The sequence below is a fragment of the Streptomyces sp. NEAU-W12 genome (assembly GCF_026242095.1).
Lineage (GTDB): Bacteria > Actinomycetota > Actinomycetes > Streptomycetales > Streptomycetaceae > Streptomyces.
Genome location: NZ_JAPJDM010000002.1, coordinates 229,882 through 247,667 on the forward strand (window position 1 = coordinate 229,882; position 17,786 = coordinate 247,667).

19 protein-coding genes are annotated in these 17,786 nt (G+C 72.6%); 11 read left to right on the plus strand and 8 right to left on the minus strand.

Going from position 1 to position 17,786, the window contains the following annotated elements:
* Nucleotides 1-10 precede the first annotated feature (10 nt).
* Together ORI94_RS03250 and ORI94_RS03255 are read left to right on the plus strand one after the other, a co-directional pair.
* Nucleotides 11-1,876, plus strand: coding sequence for an FUSC family protein (locus ORI94_RS03250; protein WP_266072177.1), 1,866 nt, complete (start codon nt 11-13; stop codon nt 1,874-1,876).
* Between the two features lie 206 nt (nt 1,877-2,082).
* Complete coding sequence (locus tag ORI94_RS03255; protein WP_042166138.1) at nt 2,083-2,268, plus strand: hypothetical protein; 186 nt, start codon at nt 2,083-2,085, stop codon at nt 2,266-2,268.
* Nucleotides 2,269-2,280: 12 nt separating this feature from the next.
* Here the strand turns inward: ORI94_RS03255 and ORI94_RS03260 are convergent, their stop codons facing one another.
* Together ORI94_RS03260 and ORI94_RS03265 are read right to left on the minus strand one after the other, a co-directional pair.
* On the minus strand, nt 2,281-2,709 hold the full coding sequence (locus ORI94_RS03260; protein WP_416237760.1) for a hypothetical protein: 429 nt from the start codon (nt 2,707-2,709) through the stop codon (nt 2,281-2,283).
* Nucleotides 2,706-3,398 carry an ATP-binding protein gene (locus ORI94_RS03265; protein WP_416237761.1) on the minus strand — a complete coding sequence of 231 codons (693 nt, stop codon included), beginning with the start codon at nt 3,396-3,398 and terminating at the stop codon, nt 2,706-2,708. The genes ORI94_RS03260 and ORI94_RS03265 overlap by 4 nt, the downstream gene beginning before the upstream one ends.
* A 263-nt stretch (nt 3,399-3,661) precedes the next feature.
* Here ORI94_RS03265 and ORI94_RS03270 point away from each other — a divergent pair, with 263 nt between their 5' ends.
* From ORI94_RS03270 to ORI94_RS03280, 3 genes are all read left to right on the plus strand, one after another.
* On the plus strand, nt 3,662-4,522 hold the full coding sequence (locus tag ORI94_RS03270; protein WP_266072185.1) for a helix-turn-helix domain-containing protein: 861 nt from the start codon (nt 3,662-3,664) through the stop codon (nt 4,520-4,522).
* A 72-nt stretch (nt 4,523-4,594) separates the two neighbouring features.
* Entirely contained in the window at nt 4,595-4,825 is a 231-nt protein-coding gene (locus ORI94_RS03275; RefSeq protein ID WP_107068400.1) for a DUF397 domain-containing protein, read from the plus strand.
* A 147-nt stretch (nt 4,826-4,972) separates the two neighbouring features.
* Nucleotides 4,973-5,779: an SAM-dependent methyltransferase gene (locus ORI94_RS03280; protein WP_266072187.1), complete on the plus strand. Its 807-nt coding sequence runs from the start codon at nt 4,973-4,975 to the stop codon at nt 5,777-5,779.
* Nucleotides 5,780-5,835: 56 nt separating this feature from the next.
* Here ORI94_RS03280 and ORI94_RS03285 read toward each other — a convergent pair whose 3' ends face one another.
* Both ORI94_RS03285 and ORI94_RS03290 read right to left on the minus strand, forming a co-directional pair.
* On the minus strand, nt 5,836-7,332 hold the full coding sequence (locus ORI94_RS03285; protein WP_266072190.1) for a glutamate synthase subunit beta: 1,497 nt from the start codon (nt 7,330-7,332) through the stop codon (nt 5,836-5,838).
* Nucleotides 7,333-7,592: 260 nt separating this feature from the next.
* On the minus strand, nt 7,593-8,072 hold the full coding sequence (locus tag ORI94_RS03290; RefSeq protein ID WP_266072193.1) for a DUF1772 domain-containing protein: 480 nt from the start codon (nt 8,070-8,072) through the stop codon (nt 7,593-7,595).
* Nucleotides 8,073-8,218: 146 nt separating this feature from the next.
* Here ORI94_RS03290 and ORI94_RS03295 point away from each other — a divergent pair, with 146 nt between their 5' ends.
* Nucleotides 8,219-8,851 (plus strand): uridine kinase, encoded by a 633-nt coding sequence (locus ORI94_RS03295; protein WP_266072195.1) that lies wholly within the window; start codon nt 8,219-8,221, stop codon nt 8,849-8,851.
* A 109-nt stretch (nt 8,852-8,960) separates the two neighbouring features.
* The gene (locus tag ORI94_RS03300) at nt 8,961-9,389 is read left to right on the plus strand and encodes a CBS domain-containing protein (RefSeq protein ID WP_266072197.1); all 429 of its coding nucleotides are present in this window, start codon (nt 8,961-8,963) and stop codon (nt 9,387-9,389) included.
* A gap of 241 nt (nt 9,390-9,630) precedes the next feature.
* Here ORI94_RS03300 and ORI94_RS03305 read toward each other — a convergent pair whose 3' ends face one another.
* Nucleotides 9,631-10,521 carry a carbohydrate kinase family protein gene (locus tag ORI94_RS03305; RefSeq protein WP_266072543.1) on the minus strand — a complete coding sequence of 297 codons (891 nt, stop codon included), beginning with the start codon at nt 10,519-10,521 and terminating at the stop codon, nt 9,631-9,633.
* 111 nt (nt 10,522-10,632) lie between these two features.
* Nucleotides 10,633-11,541 carry a pseudouridine-5'-phosphate glycosidase gene (locus ORI94_RS03310; protein ID WP_266072199.1) on the minus strand — a complete coding sequence of 303 codons (909 nt, stop codon included), beginning with the start codon at nt 11,539-11,541 and terminating at the stop codon, nt 10,633-10,635.
* Between the two features lie 130 nt (nt 11,542-11,671).
* On the opposite strand from ORI94_RS03310, the gene ORI94_RS03315 reads away from it, so the two are divergent.
* Complete coding sequence (locus ORI94_RS03315; protein WP_266072545.1) at nt 11,672-12,100, plus strand: VOC family protein; 429 nt, start codon at nt 11,672-11,674, stop codon at nt 12,098-12,100.
* 22 nt (nt 12,101-12,122) lie between these two features.
* Here the strand turns inward: ORI94_RS03315 and ORI94_RS03320 are convergent, their stop codons facing one another.
* Nucleotides 12,123-12,677, minus strand: a complete 555-nt coding sequence (locus tag ORI94_RS03320) for a methylated-DNA--[protein]-cysteine S-methyltransferase (protein ID WP_266072201.1) — start codon at nt 12,675-12,677, stop codon at nt 12,123-12,125.
* Between the two features lie 53 nt (nt 12,678-12,730).
* A complete protein-coding gene (locus ORI94_RS03325; protein WP_266072203.1) occupies nt 12,731-13,603 on the minus strand; it encodes a glycerophosphodiester phosphodiesterase in 873 nt (290 codons plus the stop codon).
* 361 nt (nt 13,604-13,964) lie between these two features.
* On the opposite strand from ORI94_RS03325, the gene ORI94_RS03330 reads away from it, so the two are divergent.
* From ORI94_RS03330 to ORI94_RS03340, 3 genes are all read left to right on the plus strand, one after another.
* Nucleotides 13,965-14,837: an MHYT domain-containing protein gene (locus ORI94_RS03330; RefSeq protein ID WP_266072205.1), complete on the plus strand. Its 873-nt coding sequence runs from the start codon at nt 13,965-13,967 to the stop codon at nt 14,835-14,837.
* A gap of 52 nt (nt 14,838-14,889) precedes the next feature.
* The gene (uvrB, locus tag ORI94_RS03335; protein WP_266072207.1) at nt 14,890-17,028 is read left to right on the plus strand and encodes an excinuclease ABC subunit UvrB; all 2,139 of its coding nucleotides are present in this window, start codon (nt 14,890-14,892) and stop codon (nt 17,026-17,028) included.
* Between the two features lie 159 nt (nt 17,029-17,187).
* Nucleotides 17,188-17,766 (plus strand): TerD family protein, encoded by a 579-nt coding sequence (locus ORI94_RS03340; protein WP_266072209.1) that lies wholly within the window; start codon nt 17,188-17,190, stop codon nt 17,764-17,766.
* Nucleotides 17,767-17,786: the final 20 nt, after the last annotated feature.

Sequence of the window (17,786 nt, forward strand, 5' to 3'; positions counted from 1 at the left end):
CTGGAGCCCCGTGTCCCGCACCGCGCCCGCCGTACCTCCGTGGATCGCCCATGCCCTGCGGGCCCAGCGCGGCCCGGTCCCGTGGAGCGCGGTCACGCGTGGGGCGCTGTCGGCCGGACCGGTGCTGCTCGTCGCGGTGCTTGCCGGGCAGCCCACCGCCGGAGTCGCCGCGGCCATCGGCGCCATGCTCGCCGGGGTCAACGACCGGCCCGGGAGCCGGCGGGCCTCGGTCGGGCGGATCGGGGTGCCCGCGCTGGCGGGGGCGGCCGGGCTGGCCGTGGGGACGTATGCGGGGGACCACACCCCGGCCGTCCTGCTGACGCTGCTGATGGCCGGGCTCGGCCTGGTCGCCGGCGGGATCAGTGCCCTCGGGCCGGTCGGTTCCGCCGTCGGCACGCAGTTGCTCGTCGGTGTCGCGGTCGGCGCCGGGATGCCGTTGCCGGAGAGCGGCTGGCAGCGGGCGCTCGCCTACCTCGCCGGAGCCGGCTGGCTGCTCCTGCTGCGGCTGGTGCTGCCCACGCCGGGTTCTCTGACGGGGGACTCCCGGTTCGGCTTCCGGTTCGACGGGGAGCGGCATGCCGTGGCCGGTGCGTACGAGGCCGTCGCCGCGCTGCTCGACGCCACCGGTTCGGACACCGCCACGGCCCGGCGGGCCGCACTCACCGCCGCCCTCGACCAGGCCCAGGACGCGCTCGCCGGACCCCGGCTGCGGCGGTACGCCAGTTCCACGGCCGAACGGCGACTGCACGCGCAGTACGCCGCCGCGCTGCCACTGGCCGAGGCCGCGACCGCGCTGGCCTGGGCGGGGGAGGCCGTACCGGCCCGTGCGTCCGAAGGACCCCGGCGGCTCGCCGTCGCCGTACGCGGCGGCGCCCCCACCGGGGCGCTGCCCGCGCCCTCCCGGTCCGTCCCCGCGCTGCGCGCCCTCGACGACGCCCTCCTGCGCGCCGCCGTGGCCTTCGACCGGGCCGAGGGCGGTGACCTGCACACGCGCCGCCGGTCCCGCGCCGCCCTCACCCGTACCGTCCTCGGCGCCCGGGGACGGGAGTACGGCATGCGGGTCGCCCTCTGCTTCGGCGTGAGCGTCGCCGTCGCCCAGGCCCTGTACCACTCCCGCTGGTACGGGCAGCACGAGCACTGGTACTGGCTGCCCGCCACCGCCGTCTTCCTCGTCAAGCCGGACCTCGGGCCCCTCGCCTCCCGGGTGCTGAACCGCGCCGCCGGAACCGTGCTCGGGGCGCTCCTCTTCGCCGGGTTCGCCGTCGTGCTGCCCCGGCCGGAAGGGCTCATCGCCCTGGTGGCGGTCAGCGGGGCGCTCATCCCCGTCGCCGCGCGGCACTTCGCCGCGCAGACCACCGTCGTCACCGTGCTCGTGCTCGCCCTGGTGATGGTGGGCGGCGAACCGGAGGCCTCCGTCGCGCGGATCGGCGAGACACTGCTCGCCTGCGCCATCGTGCTCGTCGCCGGCCATCTCCCGATGCCGGGGCAGCGCGGCCACGGCATCCGGGCCCGGCTCACCGAAGCGGACGGCGCCGCCCACACCTACCTGGCCCACGTCCTCGACACGTCCGACGACCGCGCCGCCCGCTGGGTCCTGCGCCGCGAGGCCTACCGCACCCTCGCCGAGGCCCGCAGCGCCATCGCCCTGGCCGCCGCCGAGCTGCCCGCGCTCGCCCGGCACTCCCGCGGCACGGACGAGTTCGCCGCCCTCCTCGAGGAACTCGTCGACACCACCACCGCCTGCGCCGTCCACCTCGACGACACGGGCCGGCTCGACCCCCGTCACACCGAGCGGCTCGCCGAACTCCGGACGGAGCTGGCGGCGTGCCGCGAGCGGGTGGGAGTCCGGCTGCCGGAGGTGCCCGTCGCCAGGTGAGCCGGGCACCCTCGCACGGCACGGGACGAATACGACGCGTAGGGGTTCACGTGCGGAAAGCGACTGGATGTTCGGGAGACCGGAGAGCCGGCCCGCCCCCGACGGTGAACGCGTTTCAACTACGTCTCAGTACGGTCTCCGAGCGAGGCGATCACCCCTCGCCGGCGTTTAACTCTACGAGTACGACGCTGGACGAGAGGCTGCCGGTGAACGGGCGAACGGTGCTTGAACGCTTTCCCGCGGGCGGACCGCGCGGGTCCTGGCCCGCGGAGGAGTTCGCGCGGGCACGACGCATGGAGGGCCTGCCCGCCGAGGTGGTCATGGACCTCGCGACCGACACGTTCCTGGTGATCGTCCGCGGCGGCGACGGCAGCGGCGACGTGGTCGCGTGAGGCGCGGGGGCCCTATGCGGTGACCGGGCGGGACCAGCTCGGGGTCGCGTCCGTCAGGCGGCACACCGCCAGGTAGAGCGGTATCGGCGGAGTGTACGGAAGCGTCCCGTCCGGGCGGTGGATCAGACCGGGGAGGTCCGGGGCGTCCGGTACGACGGCCCCCGTGTCGTACCGCGCGGGGGCGGGCCACTCCAGCGCGTAGTCCGAATCGGACGGAACCAGCCACCACCAGTGCGCCTCATCGGCGTACACACACCCCACCCGTGGCAGCCGGGGCATGACCAGCGGCCCGAAACGGGCCGGCACCGCCACCGCGTCGCAGCCCATCGGGGCCGTCATCCCGTCGGGGACGGGCAGGCGCCGGGGCGGTGCGGGCGCGGCGAGCAGCCCGCGCCGGAGCCGGACCAGCGTGTTCAGGCTCAGGGTCCGAGAGCCCGTCACACCCACCCCCCGTCCCGGCGGTACCGGCGCGGGGCCGTGTGCTGACGAGGAGGCGTGCGCGGGACCGTCGGATCCGCTGTGGGGCGGTGCCGCTGCTCGGGCACCTCGACGTCGTCCCGGCCGTCGGCCGGTCCCGGCTTGGGGCGCTCGCCCCAGCCGAGGTCGTTGTGCGGTCCGTCGGGCGGGCGCGGCGTGTCGGCCTTGCGGGGCAGCTCGGCCCAGACCAGCAGGCCGGGACCGTGCTCGTGGGCGCCCCAGGCGTGACACATGGCGTCGACGAGAAGCAGCCCCCTCCCGTGCTCCTCCTCCGGCTGCTGCCGGGTGTTCGCACGGGGCCGGCCGGGCGCGCAGCCTTCGTCGCGCACGGCTATGCGCACCAGTTCGTCGCCGTCGTGCAGCTCGCAGACTATGTGGCTGCTCGCCGTGTGCACGATGGCGTTGGTGACGAGTTCGGAGACGACCAGAGCCGCTGTGTCGCAGGTGTCCTCGCAGACCGACCAACCGGTCAGCCGGGCCCTCGTCAGGCGTCTGGCCTGCGCGGGAGAACCCGGATGGGCGGCCAGTTCGAAGCGGAACCGGCGCTGGGCGGCAGCCCCTGCGGGGTCGGCGGCTCCCTGGGCGGGGCCGGGACCGAAGGGGCGCGCAGCGGCGTCTGTTCCTAAGGGCACGGACGGAATCACGCTTGCCACTATCGCCCCGTCGTGCACACTTGGCAAGTGTCACTCTGAAAAATCCAGAGTGCTGTGTGACGGTCTGGACGGCCGTGGCACACTGCTCGCAACAGCACTCCACGCGGCGCCAGTTGAGGTCATCGAAGAAGTGTTCGAGCCAAGGGGCTTGAGCGAATCTTCGGACGGCTCTCGGATTGGCGCCGCAGAGCTGTGGGGGCTGTCGGTGCTGCCGGTGTCGGCAACGCCGGGAACGTCAGGAAACCTTTTCGGGGAGGTGGAGCGTGAGCGAACCGCGGTCCGCGCCGACGGTCGGCCAGGTCGTCCTCGGCCGGCGACTGCTGGATCTGCGGGAAAGCGCCGGCCTCAAGCGCGAGGAGGCCGCACGTCTCCTGCGCGTCGCCCCCGCCACGGTCCGGCGCATGGAGATGGCCGAGGTCGCGCTCAAGATCCCGTACCTCCAGCTCCTGCTGAAGGCCTACGGGGTCTCCGACGAGGAGGCCGACGCCTTCGTACAGCTGGCGGAGGACGCCAACCGGCCCGGCTGGTGGCAGCGCTTCCACGAGATCCTGCCCGGCTGGTTCTCGATGTACGTGAGCCTGGAGGGCGCGGCTACGCTCATCCGCAGCTACGAGCCCCACTTCGTCCCCGGACTGCTGCAGACCGAGGACTATGCGCGTGGCGTGCTGCGCTCGGGTGCCATCGGGCAGACCAGGCCCGAGGACATCGAGGGTCACGTCGCCCTGCGCATGCAACGGCAGGATCTGCTCACCCGTGACGACGCACCCCGGCTGTGGGTCGTGATGGACGAGACGGCGCTGCGCCGCCCGGTCGGCGGCCCGGAGGTGATGCGTGCCCAGATCGACAGACTCATCGAGGCCACGAAGCTGCCCAACGTCACGCTGCAGGTCGCCCCGTTCGCCAGCGGGCCGCACCCCGGCACGTACGGGCCGTTCGTGCTGTTCCGGTTCGCCATGCCCGAACTGCCGGACATGGTCTACAGCGAGTACCTGACCGGCGCCGTCTACCTGGACGCGCGCTCCGAGGTGGCGACCCACCTCGAGGTCATGGACCGCATGGCGGCGCAGGCCGCCACAGCACATCGCACGAAGGCGATCCTCAGGGATCTCCGCAAGGAGCTGTGAATGAATCACATCAAACCCCTGTCCCTGTCCTTGTCCCCCCTGCCGGTGCCCCCACCACGGGTCCGCACCGGGATGATCTACAACGGCATGCCCGCGCGGGAGCTGGGCAGCGAGGGCTGGCACAAGCCGTGGAGCGGTGGCAACGGCGGCAACTGCCTGGAGGCGATGAAGCTCGACGACGGCCGGATCGCCGTCCGGCAGTCCACCGACCCGGACGGACCGGCGCTCATCTACACCTCGGCCGAGATGACGGCCTTCATCGAAGGAGCCAAAGCGGGAGAGGCGGATTTCCTGCTGTCCTGACCTTCGTCGACCGCTCTACCGTTGCTTGCCGACGTCCACCCAACGTTGCTTGTTCCCCCCTTCGGCCCCCTCCCCCCCGCTCCGCTCACCCCCCTGCTTGGCACTGAAATTGATCACTAACAGTTGCAGACACTTACGGAGTTCGTCATGAGCGGGCAGCAGCACCCCGTCGAGATCGACACGAGCAAGCCGCACACCGCGCGGATGTACGACTGGTACCTCGGAGGCAAGGACAACTACCCCGTCGACGAGGCCATGGGCCGGCAGATGCTCGCCCTCGACCCGAGGGTGCCCGTGATGGCGCGGGTGAACCGCGCCTTCATGCAGCGCGCCACGCGCTGGCTCGTCGGCCAGGGCGTACGCCAGTTCCTCGACATCGGCACCGGCATCCCCACCGAGCCCAACCTCCACCAGATCGCCCAGGAGGTCGCACCCGACGCGCGCGTCGTCTACTGCGACAACGACCCGATCGTGCTGGCCCACGCCGGCGCGCTGCTGCGCGGCACCGACGAGGGGGTGACCGAGTACCTCCAGGCCGATGTGCGGGATCCGGAGAGCATCCTGGAGGGCGCGCGGAAGATCCTCGACTTCGACCGGCCGGTCGCGGTCTCCCTCATCGCGCTGCTGCACTTCATCCCGGACGAGGACGGCGCACACGAGCTGGTCGGCCGGCTGCTCGCCGACCTTCCCTCCGGCAGCCACCTCGTGATCTCCCATGCGACGTCCGACTTCACCCCCGAGGAGTCGAAGGCGGCCACCGAGAAGCTCAAGGCCGCGGGCGTCAACCTGTCCCTGCGCTCCCGCGAGGAGTTCACCCGCCTCTTCGGCGGCCTCGAGCTGGTCGACCCCGGCGTCCAGGTGCCCCAGCTGTGGCACCCCGAACTGGGCGAGCCCGTCCCCGGCCAGGACGACGGGGTGATCCCGGGGTACGGGGCGGTCGGGCGCAAGGTGTAGGCCCGGGCGGGGCGAGGACCCCGAGAGCGGGGGCGGGCGTTTCCCGCCGGTGCGCGTCACGCCCTCATCGGGCGGTCGTACGGGCCGATGGGGGCCGGGAGCCGGGTGGTGCCGTCGGTCAGGTGACGGTCGACGGCCGCCGCCACCGCCCGGCCCTCGGCGATCGCCCACACGATCAGCGACTGGCCGCGTGCGGCGTCCCCGGCCGCGAACACGCCCGGCACGTTCGTGGCGAAGCCGGCGTCGCGCGCGATCGTGCCGCGCGGCTCCAGCTCCAGACCGAGCCCGGCGACGAGCCCGTCCCCCTGGTCGGGGCCGAAGAAGCCGAGCGCGAGGAGGACGAGGCCGGCGGGCAGCACCCGCTCGGTGCCCGGCCGGGGACGGCGCTCCGCGTCCACCTCGACCAGGTGCAACGCCCGCACCCGCCCGTCCGCGTCGCCGGTGAGGCGCAGCGTGGACGCCGCGAACAGCCGTGCGTCCGAGTCCTCGGCCGCCTCCGGCGCCGTCCGCAGCGCACCGGCCTCCTCGTGCGAGGCGGACGGCCGGTACAGCTTCGGGTACGTCGGCCAGGGCTCGGTGACCTCGTCGCGCTCGTCGCCCGGCCGGTCGTAGATGTCCAGCTGCGTCACGGACGCGGCCCCCTCCCGCACGGCCGTGCCCAGACAGTCGGAGCCCGTGTCACCGCCCCCGACGATGACGACGTCCCGGCCCGCGGCGGACAGCGGGGAGGCCTCCAGGTCCCCTTCGCACACCCGGTTGGCCAGCGGCAGATATTCCATGGCCTGGTGAACGCCGCTCAGTTCCCTTCCGGGCACCGCCAGTTCGCGCCACGCGGTCGCCCCGGTGGCGATCACCACGGCGTCGTAACGCGCCCGCAGCCCGACGGCGTCGACATCGCGCCCGACCGTCGTGGACGTACGGAACTTCGTCCCCTCGGCCCGCATCTGCCCGATGCGCCGCTCCAGATGACGCTTCTCCATCTTGAACTCGGGGATGCCGTACCGCATCAGCCCGCCGATCCGGTCGTCCCGCTCGTACACGGCCACCGTGTGGCCCGCCCGGGTCAGCTGCTGGGCCGCGGCCAGTCCGGTGGGACCCGAGCCGATCACGGCGACCGTCCGGCCGGAGAGCCGGTCCGGCGGGGCCGGTCCGGCGAAACCCTCCTCCCAGGCCCGGTCGGCTATGGCGCACTCGACGTTCTTGATGGTCACGGCGGGCTGGTTGATGGCGAGCACACATCCCGCCTCGCAGGGCGCCGGGCACAGCCTGCCGGTGAACTCGGGGAAGTTGTTGGTCGCGTGCAGCCGCTCCGCCGCGGCCCACCAGTCGTCGCGCGCCACCAGGTCGTTCCAGTCGGGGATCAGGTTGCCCAGCGGGCAGGCGTCGTGGCAGAAGGGGACCCCGCAGTCCATGCAGCGGTCGGCCTGCGCACCGACGATGGGCAGCAGCGCGCCGGGGGCGTGGACCTCGTTCCAGTCCCGGACCCGTTCCCCGACGGGCCTGCGCGGCCAGTCCTGGCGCGGCGTGGTCAGGAACCCCTTGGGATCGGCCATGGCAGCCGTCTTCCTTGCGTGCGCGTTCTTCCCTGCGTGCGCGCGTGCCGTGCCGCTCGCGGCCGGACGGCACGCGCACCCGGGGCCGGGGCGGCCTCCTCCCCGGCGTCTCCTGTCTCCGCGGACCCGCGCTCCGGGCCTGGGGCCGTGGGCCCGGCGCTCTCCGGAGCCCGGCGTCCTCCCGGCCACGATACGACTGCTCATGCCCGCGCGCAGGCCCGCCGACAGTGGTTTCCGCGCCCTCCGTGTCTTCCGTACCGTCAGGTGAGAGCCAGTACGTACGCCACCGCGGCACCCGCCGAGGCGACCGCGCGCACATGGTTCCACCGTGTCCACCCCCGCACGTACGCGCTCCAGCGGGCGGCGGCCTCCGTGGAGCCGGGATCGAGCCCGGCCAGCGTCTTGTTGCGCGGCACGTTGGCGACCGCGGTGACCCCGAACCCGCCGAACAGATACAGGGCGCTGCCGGCCAGCAGCCAGGCCGCGCCCTCGTCCGGCCGCGTCACCAGGGCCACCACGGCGATCGCCGCGCACAGCAGCGCCGAGCCGAGGAAGACCAGCATGAAGGGCGCCCGCACCGCGGCCGTGTTCACCGACTGCATCGCCGCCACACCCCGTGCGGGCGGCAGCGCCGCGAGCCCTCTCATCACGAACGTCGAGAAGGCGCAGAAGACCCCCGCCACCAGCCCGGTTCCGAGCACGCCCAGCACCGTCAGCACGAAGTACGGTCCGTCCACCACGTCGTCAGCTCCCACCCGTCCCCGGCCGGGAATCCTCCCGGCGGCCACCGTCACCACCAGTGAAGCCCGACCCGGGGGGTGGTGCCCATGGCCGGGCGTCGCGGGGCCATACGCGGGCGTCCAGCCGGCCGGCGCATCATGGCGGTGTGCGATTCGAAGCGATCACCTGGGACCGGCTCGGCGACCTCCTCGCCGAGCGTGTGGCGACGCTGAGGACGGCCGACGGCGGCACCCGGCCGCGCGTCGCCTTCGACGGCGCCCCGGCCGCCCGCCCCGGGGACCTCGCCGAACGGGTCGCCGGGGCCCTGCGCGTCCGCGGACGTCCATCCGTCGTCGTGAGCGCAGGGGGCTTCCTGCGCCCCGCCTCGGTCCGGCTGGAGTACGGCCACCAGGACGTGGAGTCGTACTACGACGGCTGGTACGACACCGGTGCCCTCCGGCGCGAGGTGTTCGAGCCTCTCGAACCCGGCGGGAACGGACGGGTCCTGCCCGATCTGTGGGACCCCATCACCGACCGCGCCACCCGCAGCCCCTACGTCCCGCTCCCGCCCGGCGGTGTACTGCTGCTGCACGGCCCGCTCCTCCTGAGGCACCGGTTCCCCTTCGACCTCGGCGTCCACGTCTCGCTCTCCCCGGGCGCCCTGCGCCGCCGCACCCCCGGGGACGGGCACTGGACCCTGCCCGCCTTCGAGCGCTACGAGCGGGAGACCGACCCGGCGGGCACCGCCGACGTCCTGGTACGCGCCGACGACCCCCGCCACCCGGCATGGCACGGCTGAGACGCGCGGGCGAAGGTGCGGGACCCCGGTGACACGACGACAATGAAGGGCGCCGGTACTCGCGGTGCGCCCCGTGCCGCGCCGGCCGCCCGGCACCGGGAGGTACCCCATGACCACAGCCGGAGACATCATGCACCGCGGCGCCCAGTGGATCCCCGCCCACGAGACGCTCGACCGCGCCGCCCAGCTGATGCGCGAGCTGAACGTCGGCGCGCTGCCCATCAGCGACGAGAACGAGCGCCTGTGCGGCATCCTCACCGACCGCGACATCGTCGTCGGCTGCGTCGCCGTGGGCCACGATCCGGCCAGGGTCACCGCGGGGGAGATGGCCAAGGGCACACCGCGCTGGATCCCGGCGGACGCCGACATCGGCGAGGTGCTCCAGGAGATGCAGACACACCGCATCCGCCGGCTCCCCGTCATCGAGGACAAGCGTCTGGTCGGCATGATCAGTGAGGCCGACCTCGCCCGGCACCTGCCGGACGAGCAGATCGCCACCTGGGCGGAGCACGTCTACTCCAGGACCCCGTCCGGCTGAACGCGCGCCGTGGCACGCGCCGTTGCGCCGTGCCGTGTCCTGCGGCCGTGCCCTGTGGTGGGGCGCGACCGTAGCCGTACCGCCGGCCCTGCTCAGGGCACCGGCCTGCCTCCCGCCGCCGTCGCCGCGGCACCCCGGGCCCGGTGACACCCGGCGACGGCCCCGACGGTCCCGGCCCGGGACGCACGCCCCTGGGACCACGGCCCCACGGACGACGGAATACGGACGACGGGCGAGGCCGTCAGGCCGGTGGCGGCGGGCGGCCTCCCACCCGACGCACGGCCAGCGCACCCGCCCTGCATCCCTCGGCCGCCGCATGTTCCGGGTCGGCGCCCGCCATGAGGGCGGTGAGGAACGCGCCCGTGAAGGCGTCGCCGGCGCCCGTGCTGTCCAGGGGCGTGACCGCTACGGCGGGAACACGGGCGCACACCTGGCCGGCCCGGGCCAGAAGCGCGCCCTCGGACCCTTGCTTGGACACGACCAGCGGAACCCGCCGGCTCAGCCGCGCCGCGGCTTCCGCCGCCCCGGGCAACCCCGTGAGCAGGCACGCCTCGTCCCGGCTGGGCAGCAGGATGTCCACACCCTCGACCAGGGACAGGAACCGGTCGGCACCCAGCCGTGCCAGGAAACCGGCCGACGCCGGATCCACGCTCACCGGCACTTCGCGCACGCGTGCCGCCCTCAGGGCCACCGCCACGAACGCCCGGCCCGGTTCGCCGAACAGCAGATAGCCCGACAGGTGCAGCCGTGCCACCCCGTCCAGCAACGCGTCCGACCAGTCAGCGGGTTCGAGCCGCAGCGAGGCGCCGCTGTCGGTGAGGAAGGTCCGCTCGGCCGCCGCGTCCTGGTCGACCAGGCAGATCACGGTCCCGGTCGGCGCCCGCGGATCGACCACCAGCAGGGGACTCACCCCGCAGGCGGTCAGTTCCCGGGTGTGCCACGCCGCCGCGTCCTCGCCCACCCGTCCGAGCAGCCGCACCTCCGCGCCGCCCCGGCACGCCGCCCAGCAGGCCACATTGGCTCCCGCACCGCCGGGCACCGTCCGGATCGCCGCAGCGGTGTCCGTACCCGGGGCGAGCGGCCCCCGGTGCCGGGCGACCACGTCGGTGACGACGTCACCGACGACCAGCAGCGCACCGGACGGAGCACCCGCACCCGTGCCGGATCGGGCGCCGGCCGCCGCCGCACGGCCCGCCCCGACAACGCCGCCCCCGTCACCCAAGACCGCCGCCGTCACGTCGCCTCACGCCCCGGCCCAGGCCGTCGCGATGCGGGCCGCCAGCCGTACGTTGCCCCTCACCGCCGCCAGGTTGGCGGTGAGGGACGCGCCGCCGGTGTGCCGTACCAGGTGGTCGAGCAGAAACGGAGTGACCGCCTGACCGGCGACGCCCTCCTCCTCGCACGCGCGCAACGCCTCGTCGAGCACCCGTGCGTGCAGCCCGGGGTCCAACTGCTCTTCCTCGGGCACGGGGTTGGCGACGACCAGCGCCGACTCGGGCCCGCCCAGGGCGTCCTGCGCCCGCATCACCTCCGCCACCTGCTCCGGCGCGTCCAGCCGCCAGTCCACGGGGTGCCCGGAGTCCGACAGGTAGAAGCCGGGAAAGCGGTCCGTCCCGTACCCGGCGACCGCGACCCCCAGGGTCTCCAGCCGCTGCAGCGTCGCCGGTACGTCCAGGATCGACTTCACGCCCGCGCACACCACGGTGATCCTGGTCCGTGCCAGCAGTCCGAGGTCGGCCGACTCGTCCTGGGTCGCCGTCCACTCGCGGTGCACGCCACCGAGCCCGCCGGTCGCGAACACCCGTACGCCCGCGAGCGCGGCCAGCAGGGCGGTGGCCGACACCGTGGTGGCACCGTTCGCCCCGGACGCCACCGCGAGCGGCAGGTCGCGATGGCCGAGCTTGCGGATGCCGTCCTCATGGGCGACCCGCTCCAACTGATCCTCGTCCAGGCCGACCCGGGGCCGTCCGTCCAGTACGGCGACCGTGGCGGGCACGGCACCCTCCTGCCGCACCACCGCCTCCAGCTCCCGCGCCACCCGGAGATTGCGCGGCCGGGGCAGCCCGTGCGCGATGATCGTGGACTCCAGGGCCACCACCGGCCGGCCGGCGGCGAGCGCCTCCCGTACCTCTTCGGACACCGTAGGGCTCACGCGCCGTCTCCCGTCTGCAGCTCCTCCCTCATCCCTGGCGGGCCGGGCGGCCGGTCAAACACCTTGCGGGCCACCACGGACCTCGTGGAGCCTGGAACCCATGACGCAGAAACCCACGACCGGGAAACCCGTGACCGGGAACACGGCACGTCTCGACCACGTCGTCCTCTGGGTGCGCGACCCGATCGCGGCCGCCGGCTTCTACGAGAAGGCGCTCGGCCTGGAAGCGGTCAGACTCGCCGACTTCTCCGCGGGCGAGGCGCCCTTCCCCTCGGTACGGGTCAACGAGGAGACCATCCTCGACCTCATGCCGCTCGCCATGGCGGAACGCATGACGATGCTGCCCGGCGCCGCGGAAGCCTCCGGCCACCCCGTCAACCACGTCTGTCTGTCCCTGCCCGCGGACGACTTCGACGCCCTCCGCAGCCGCCTCGGGGAACAGTCCGTACCCATGACGGACCTCTCGCACGACTCCTTCGGTGCACGCGGATTCGCCAGGAGCAGTTTCTACTTCCGCGACCCCGACGGAAACGTGTTCGAAGCGCGGCACTACGGCTGACCCGCGCGACCGGGCCCGCCCCTCAGAACAAGGGCGCCGGCAGCACGCCCTCCAGGGCGAGCAACCGGCGCTTGGTCTCCAGCCCGCCCCCGAACCCGCCGAGGCCGCCGTCGCTCTCCACGACCCGGTGACAGGGCACGACCACCGGCAGAGGGTTCGCGCCCATCGCCGCGCCGACCGCCTGGGCGCCTTCCGGCCGGCCGACCCGGCCGGCCAGATCGCCGTACCCCACGACCGTGCCGTACGGCACGCCGGCGGCCAGCTCGCGCAGGACCTCCCGGTGGAAGCCGGAGACCAGCGACCAGTCCAGGGGCAGGTCGAAGGCGCGCCGCTCACCCGCGAAGTACGCCTCGAGCTGGCGTATCGCCTCGGTGAGCAGCGGAGAACCGGGCTCCTCGGCGGGCTCGCAGCCGAGCCGGGACGCCAGCCGCTCCAGCGCGCTGTCGCGGACCTCGTCCGTGGCGTGGAACACGACGCCGACCAGGCCCTCACGGGTCGCGGCCAGCAGCAGAGGGCCGACGCCGGTGCCGACGACGGCCCACACGACTTGCTGCCCGTACTGTCCGTGGCTGTCCATGCACCCCACCGTACGACCCGTCACCGACAACCCCGGGAAGGGACGGGGAGGGATCAGCCGCCCACCGCGTCCCGCACCACGTCCGGCTTGTTGCTGATGATCCCGTCGACACCGAACCCGGCGACCCGCCGGGCCGCGGCCGCCCCGTCCACCGTCCAGGTGAGGACCTCCAGAGGCTTGCCGTGCGGTCCCTCGAAGCCCTGGACGGCGGCGACGTAACCGATGGACAGGAAGGCGTGCGGGGGGTTGATCTGGTCGGCGAAGTCCGCGTACGCGGGCAGGTCCTTCACGGGAGGCGCACCGAGGAAGCCGGTCCTCACCCCGGGCTTCAGCTCGTGCACGGTCCGCACGCTGTCCGCGCTGAAGCTCTGCACGACCAGCCGGTTCTCCAGATGCGCGCGGTCGAGCCACCCCTCGTTGCTCAGGACCTTCAGGGTCTCGCCCTCGATGCCGGGGTACAGCTTGGGGTTCTTGATCTCCAGGAGCAGCTTCTGTCCGTGCCGCTCGACCCTTCGGAGGAACTGCTCCAGCGTCGGCACGCGCGTGCCCGCGAAGGCGGGACCGAACCAGCTGCCCGCGTCGAGCCGGGCGATCTCCGCCGCGGTGAAGTCCTTCACCTTCCAGGGCGACCGGCCGGGGAAGACCTCCTCGACGTCCGTGGTGCGCGCCAGACTGTCGTCGTGCAGGACGACGAGTTCGCCGTCCTTGGTGCGCTGGACGTCGTTCTCCACCCAGTCGACACCGAGCCCGGCCGCCCTGTCGACGGCGGCGAGAGTGTTTTCAGGTGCGTACCCGGAGGCGCCCCGGTGGGCGACGACCAGGGGGGGCGTGCCCCTGCCGGCGCCGTGCGCGGGGGAGAGGGGAAGCAGGAGGGAGGCGGCTCCCAGAAGTGCGGTGGCCGAGGCGACAACGGTGCGCGTGTGCATGCGTACTCCTCGCGTCGAGCGGTCGGGTCGTCGTCGAGCAGGCGGATCACCGCCGGGCGGGCGGGTGACGTCGGGGCGGCCGGATCACCGTCCTGCGTCGAGGTATCACGGACAGCTCAACTGTGACAGCAGAGAGTCGACCGAGGGTGGGCGCAGGATGACCACGGATTGAACAGGCTTGCCCAACTGCGCACACTGGTGCCGCACAAGTGGGGCAAGGGCGTGTTTCTTTGCCCGATGGTCGTTCAACCATTCCGGTGAGGTCATACTCTCTGCGTCAACCCTGACCGCCGACGCGGTCCTGGGAGGGGGTTCACACCCGGGAATTCCGGGACGCAAAGGGCGGGAAGGGCAGCCGCGCATGCAGAGCACAGTCGACGGATTCAGTTACGGTCTGGTCACACCGGTGGTGGCCTTCCTCATGGCCTGCCTCGGTGGCGCCCTGGGGCTCAGATGCGCCACCCGGCCGCTCGTCGTCGCCGGATCGTGGCGCCCCGGCTGGCTCGCCCTGGGCTCGGCGGCCATCGGATCCGGCATATGGACGATGCACTTCATCGCGATGATGGGTTTCACGATCGAGGGCACGCCGATCCACTACGACCGTGTGATGACGTTCGCCAGCCTCGCCGTCGCCGTCGTCATGGTGGGGGTCGGGATCTTCATCGTCGGCTACCGGGGTGCCACCGGAACGGCCCTGTTCACCGGCGGCACCATCACCGGCCTCGGCATCGCCTCCATGCACTACCTGGGCATGGCCAGCATGAGCCTCGACGGACAGCTGGCGTACGACACCCCCACCGTCGCCGCGTCCGTCGCCATCGCCATGGCCGCCGCGACCGCCGCCCTGTGGGCGGCCGCGCAGACCAGGGGTTTCCTGTGGAGCGTGGGCGCGAGCCTCGTCATGGGCCTCGCGGTCACCGGCATGCACTACACCGGCATGGCCGCCCTGGAGATCCACGTCCACGGGACGGCCGATCCCACCGCGGGAGAATCCGCAGCCGCCCTGCTCGCGCCCATGATGCTCGGCCCGCTCGCCCTTCTGGTCCTGGCCGGCATCGTGGTGATCTTCGACCCGCTGGTGGTCACGGGGCGGCCCGGCCCCGTGCCCGTCGAACACAAGCCCGGCATCCCCGCCCACCCCCGGCACCACTCCCCCCCGACGCACCCCACGCGCCTGCGCCTGCGCGCCCGCGGCCCGGTCGAGCACCGCACCCGCGCCCCGCAGAACCGCTGACCGGGACCCGCCACGAGTACCGATGTCAGTGGAGGGTCGTACGGTGGGTGGCATGCGGCCCGTTTCCCAGATCGAACGCACGGTGGCGCCCTTCGAGGTCGTCAGCCCCTACCAGCCCAGCGGCGACCAGCCGACGGCCATCGCCGATCTCGCCCGGCGCATCGAAGCCGGCGAGAAGGACGTCGTCCTCCTGGGCGCGACCGGTACCGGCAAGTCCGCCACCACCGCGTGGATGATCGAAAAACTCCAGCGCCCCACCCTGGTCATGGCGCCGAACAAGACCCTGGCCGCCCAGCTGGCCAACGAGTTCCGCGAGCTGCTGCCGAACAACGCGGTCGAGTACTTCGTCTCGTACTACGACTACTACCAGCCCGAGGCGTACGTCCCGCAGTCGGACACCTACATCGAGAAGGACTCCTCGATCAACGAGGAGGTCGAGCGGCTGCGCCACTCCGCGACCAACTCGCTGCTCACCCGCCGTGACGTCGTCGTGGTGGCCTCCGTCTCCTGCATCTACGGTCTCGGCACCCCGCAGGAGTACGTGGACCGCATGGTGCCGCTCCGCGTCGGCGAGGAGTTCGACCGGGACGAGCTGCTGCGCCGCTTCGTGGACATCCAGTACTCGCGCAACGACCTGGCCTTCACCCGGGGCACCTTCCGCGTCCGCGGCGACACCATCGAGATCTTCCCGGTCTACGAGGAGCTCGCCGTCCGCATCGAGATGTTCGGCGACGAGATCGAGGCGCTCTCCACGCTCCACCCGGTCACCGGCGAGATCATCAGCGACGACCGGCAGCTGTACGTCTTCCCGGCCTCCCACTACGTCGCCGGCCCCGAACGCATGGAGCGGGCCGTGGGCGACATCGAGAAGGAGCTCACCGGCCGCCTCGCCGAGCTGGAGAAGCAGGGCAAGCTCCTGGAGGCCCAGCGTCTGCGGATGCGCACCACCTACGACCTCGAGATGCTCCGCCAGATCGGCAGCTGCTCCGGCGTCGAGAACTACTCGATGCACTTCGACGGCCGCCTGCCCGGCTCCCCGCCGAACACCCTGATGGACTACTTCCCCGACGACTTCCTCCTGGTCATCGACGAGTCGCACGTCACCGTGCCCCAGATCGGCGCCATGTACGAGGGCGACGCGTCCCGCAAGCGCACCCTCGTCGACCACGGCTTCCGGCTCCCCTCCGCCCTGGACAACCGCCCGCTGAAGTGGGAGGAGTTCCAGGAGCGCATCGGCCAGGCCGTGTACCTGTCGGCCACCCCCGGCCAGTACGAGCTCTCCCGCTCGGACGGCGTCGTCGAGCAGATCATCCGCCCCACCGGCCTGGTCGACCCCGAGGTCGTGGTCAAGCCCACCGAGGGCCAGATCGACGACCTGGTGCACGAGATCCGCTCGCGGGTCGAGAAGGACGAGCGCGTCCTGGTGACCACGCTCACCAAGAAGATGGCCGAGGACCTCACCGACTACTTCCTCGAACTCGGCATCCAGGTCCGCTACCTCCACAGCGACGTCGACACCCTGCGCCGCGTCGAGCTGCTCCGGGAGCTGCGCAGCGGCGAGTACGACGTCCTCGTCGGCATCAACCTGCTGCGTGAGGGCCTCGACCTGCCCGAGGTCTCCCTGGTGGCGATCCTCGACGCCGACAAGGAGGGCTTCCTGCGCTCGGGCACCTCCCTGATCCAGACCATCGGCCGCGCGGCGCGCAACGTCTCCGGCCAGGTCCACATGTACGCGGACAGGATCACCCCGGCGATGGAGAAGGCCATCGACGAGACCAACCGCCGCCGGGAGAAGCAGGTCGCCTACAACCGGGCGAAGGGCATCGACCCCCAGCCGCTCCGCAAGAAGATCAACGACATCGTCTCCCAGATCGCCCGCGAGGACATCGACACCGAGCAGCTGCTGGGCTCCGGCTACCGCCAGACCAAGAAGGACGGTGGCGGGGCCAAGGCCCCCGTGCCCGCGCTCGGCACCAGGGCGGCCAAGGGCGCGAAGGGCCGGGCCAAGGGCGCCGGTCCGGTGCCCACCGACCGGCCCGCGGCGGAGCTCGCCGAGCAGATCGAGGAGCTCACCGCGCGGATGCGGGCCGCAGCCGCCGACCTGCAGTTCGAGATCGCGGCCCGGCTGCGCGACGAGGTGTCCGAGATGAAGAAGGAGTTGCGGCAGATGCGGGAGGCGGGCCTGTCCTGACGGCGCCGCGTTCCGCTACGGTGCCCGTCCGGTACGGGCTGTGTTGCAGGACCGACACAAAGCGCGGACCGGGGTGCGTCACTGTCAGTGCTCCTGCGTAGGGTTCTGGACATCCGCGGTTTCGCGGCAACAGGGGAAGTCCGAGAGGGGAATCAGCGCGTGACCGTCAACATGACCAAGGGTCAGGCCATCAGTCTGCAGAAGAACGACGGCGGCAGCCTGACTGCGGTCCGTATGGGTCTCGGCTGGCAGGCCGCCCCCCGCCGCGGCCTGTTCGGCTCGCGTACCCGGGAGATCGACCTGGACGCCTCCGCCGTCCTGTTCGCGGACAGGCAGCCGGTCGACGTCGTCTTCTTCCGCCACCTGGTGAGCGACGACGGCTCCGTGCGCCACACCGGCGACAACCTCGTCGGCGGCGTCGGCCAGGGCGGCGACGACGAGGCCATTCTCGTCGACCTGTCCCGTGTCCCGGTCCACATCGACCAGATCGTCTTCACCGTGAACTCCTTCACGGGCCAGACCTTCCAGGAGGTGCAGAACGCGTTCTGCCGTCTCGTCGACGAGACCAACGGCGAGGAGCTCGCCCGCTACACGCTGGCCGGCGGCGGCGCCTACACGGCGCAGTTGATGGCGAAGGTGCACCGCTCGGGCACGGGCTGGACGATGACCGCCCTCGGCAACCCGGCCAACGGCCGCACCTTCCAGGACCTGATGCCCGCGATCCTGCCGGTGCTCTGAGCGCCACAGGCGGCGCCCGG

Excerpts from the sequence above, each read along its gene's own strand:
- ORI94_RS03320 (WP_266072201.1), bottom strand. The coding sequence starts at position 12,677 with ATGGACAGCCACGGACAGTACGGGCAGCAAGTCGTGTGGGCCGTCGTC.
- ORI94_RS03275 (WP_107068400.1), top strand. The coding sequence starts at position 4,595 with ATGATCTACAACGGCATGCCCGCGCGGGAGCTGGGCAGCGAGGGCTGG.
- uvrB (WP_266072207.1), top strand. The coding sequence starts at position 14,890 with ATGCGGCCCGTTTCCCAGATCGAACGCACGGTGGCGCCCTTCGAGGTC.
- ORI94_RS03325 (WP_266072203.1), bottom strand. The coding sequence starts at position 13,603 with ATGCACACGCGCACCGTTGTCGCCTCGGCCACCGCACTTCTGGGAGCC.
- ORI94_RS03285 (WP_266072190.1), bottom strand. The coding sequence starts at position 7,332 with ATGGCCGATCCCAAGGGGTTCCTGACCACGCCGCGCCAGGACTGGCCG.
- ORI94_RS03280 (WP_266072187.1), top strand. The coding sequence starts at position 4,973 with ATGAGCGGGCAGCAGCACCCCGTCGAGATCGACACGAGCAAGCCGCAC.
- ORI94_RS03300 (WP_266072197.1), top strand. The coding sequence starts at position 8,961 with ATGACCACAGCCGGAGACATCATGCACCGCGGCGCCCAGTGGATCCCC.
- ORI94_RS03330 (WP_266072205.1), top strand. The coding sequence starts at position 13,965 with ATGCAGAGCACAGTCGACGGATTCAGTTACGGTCTGGTCACACCGGTG.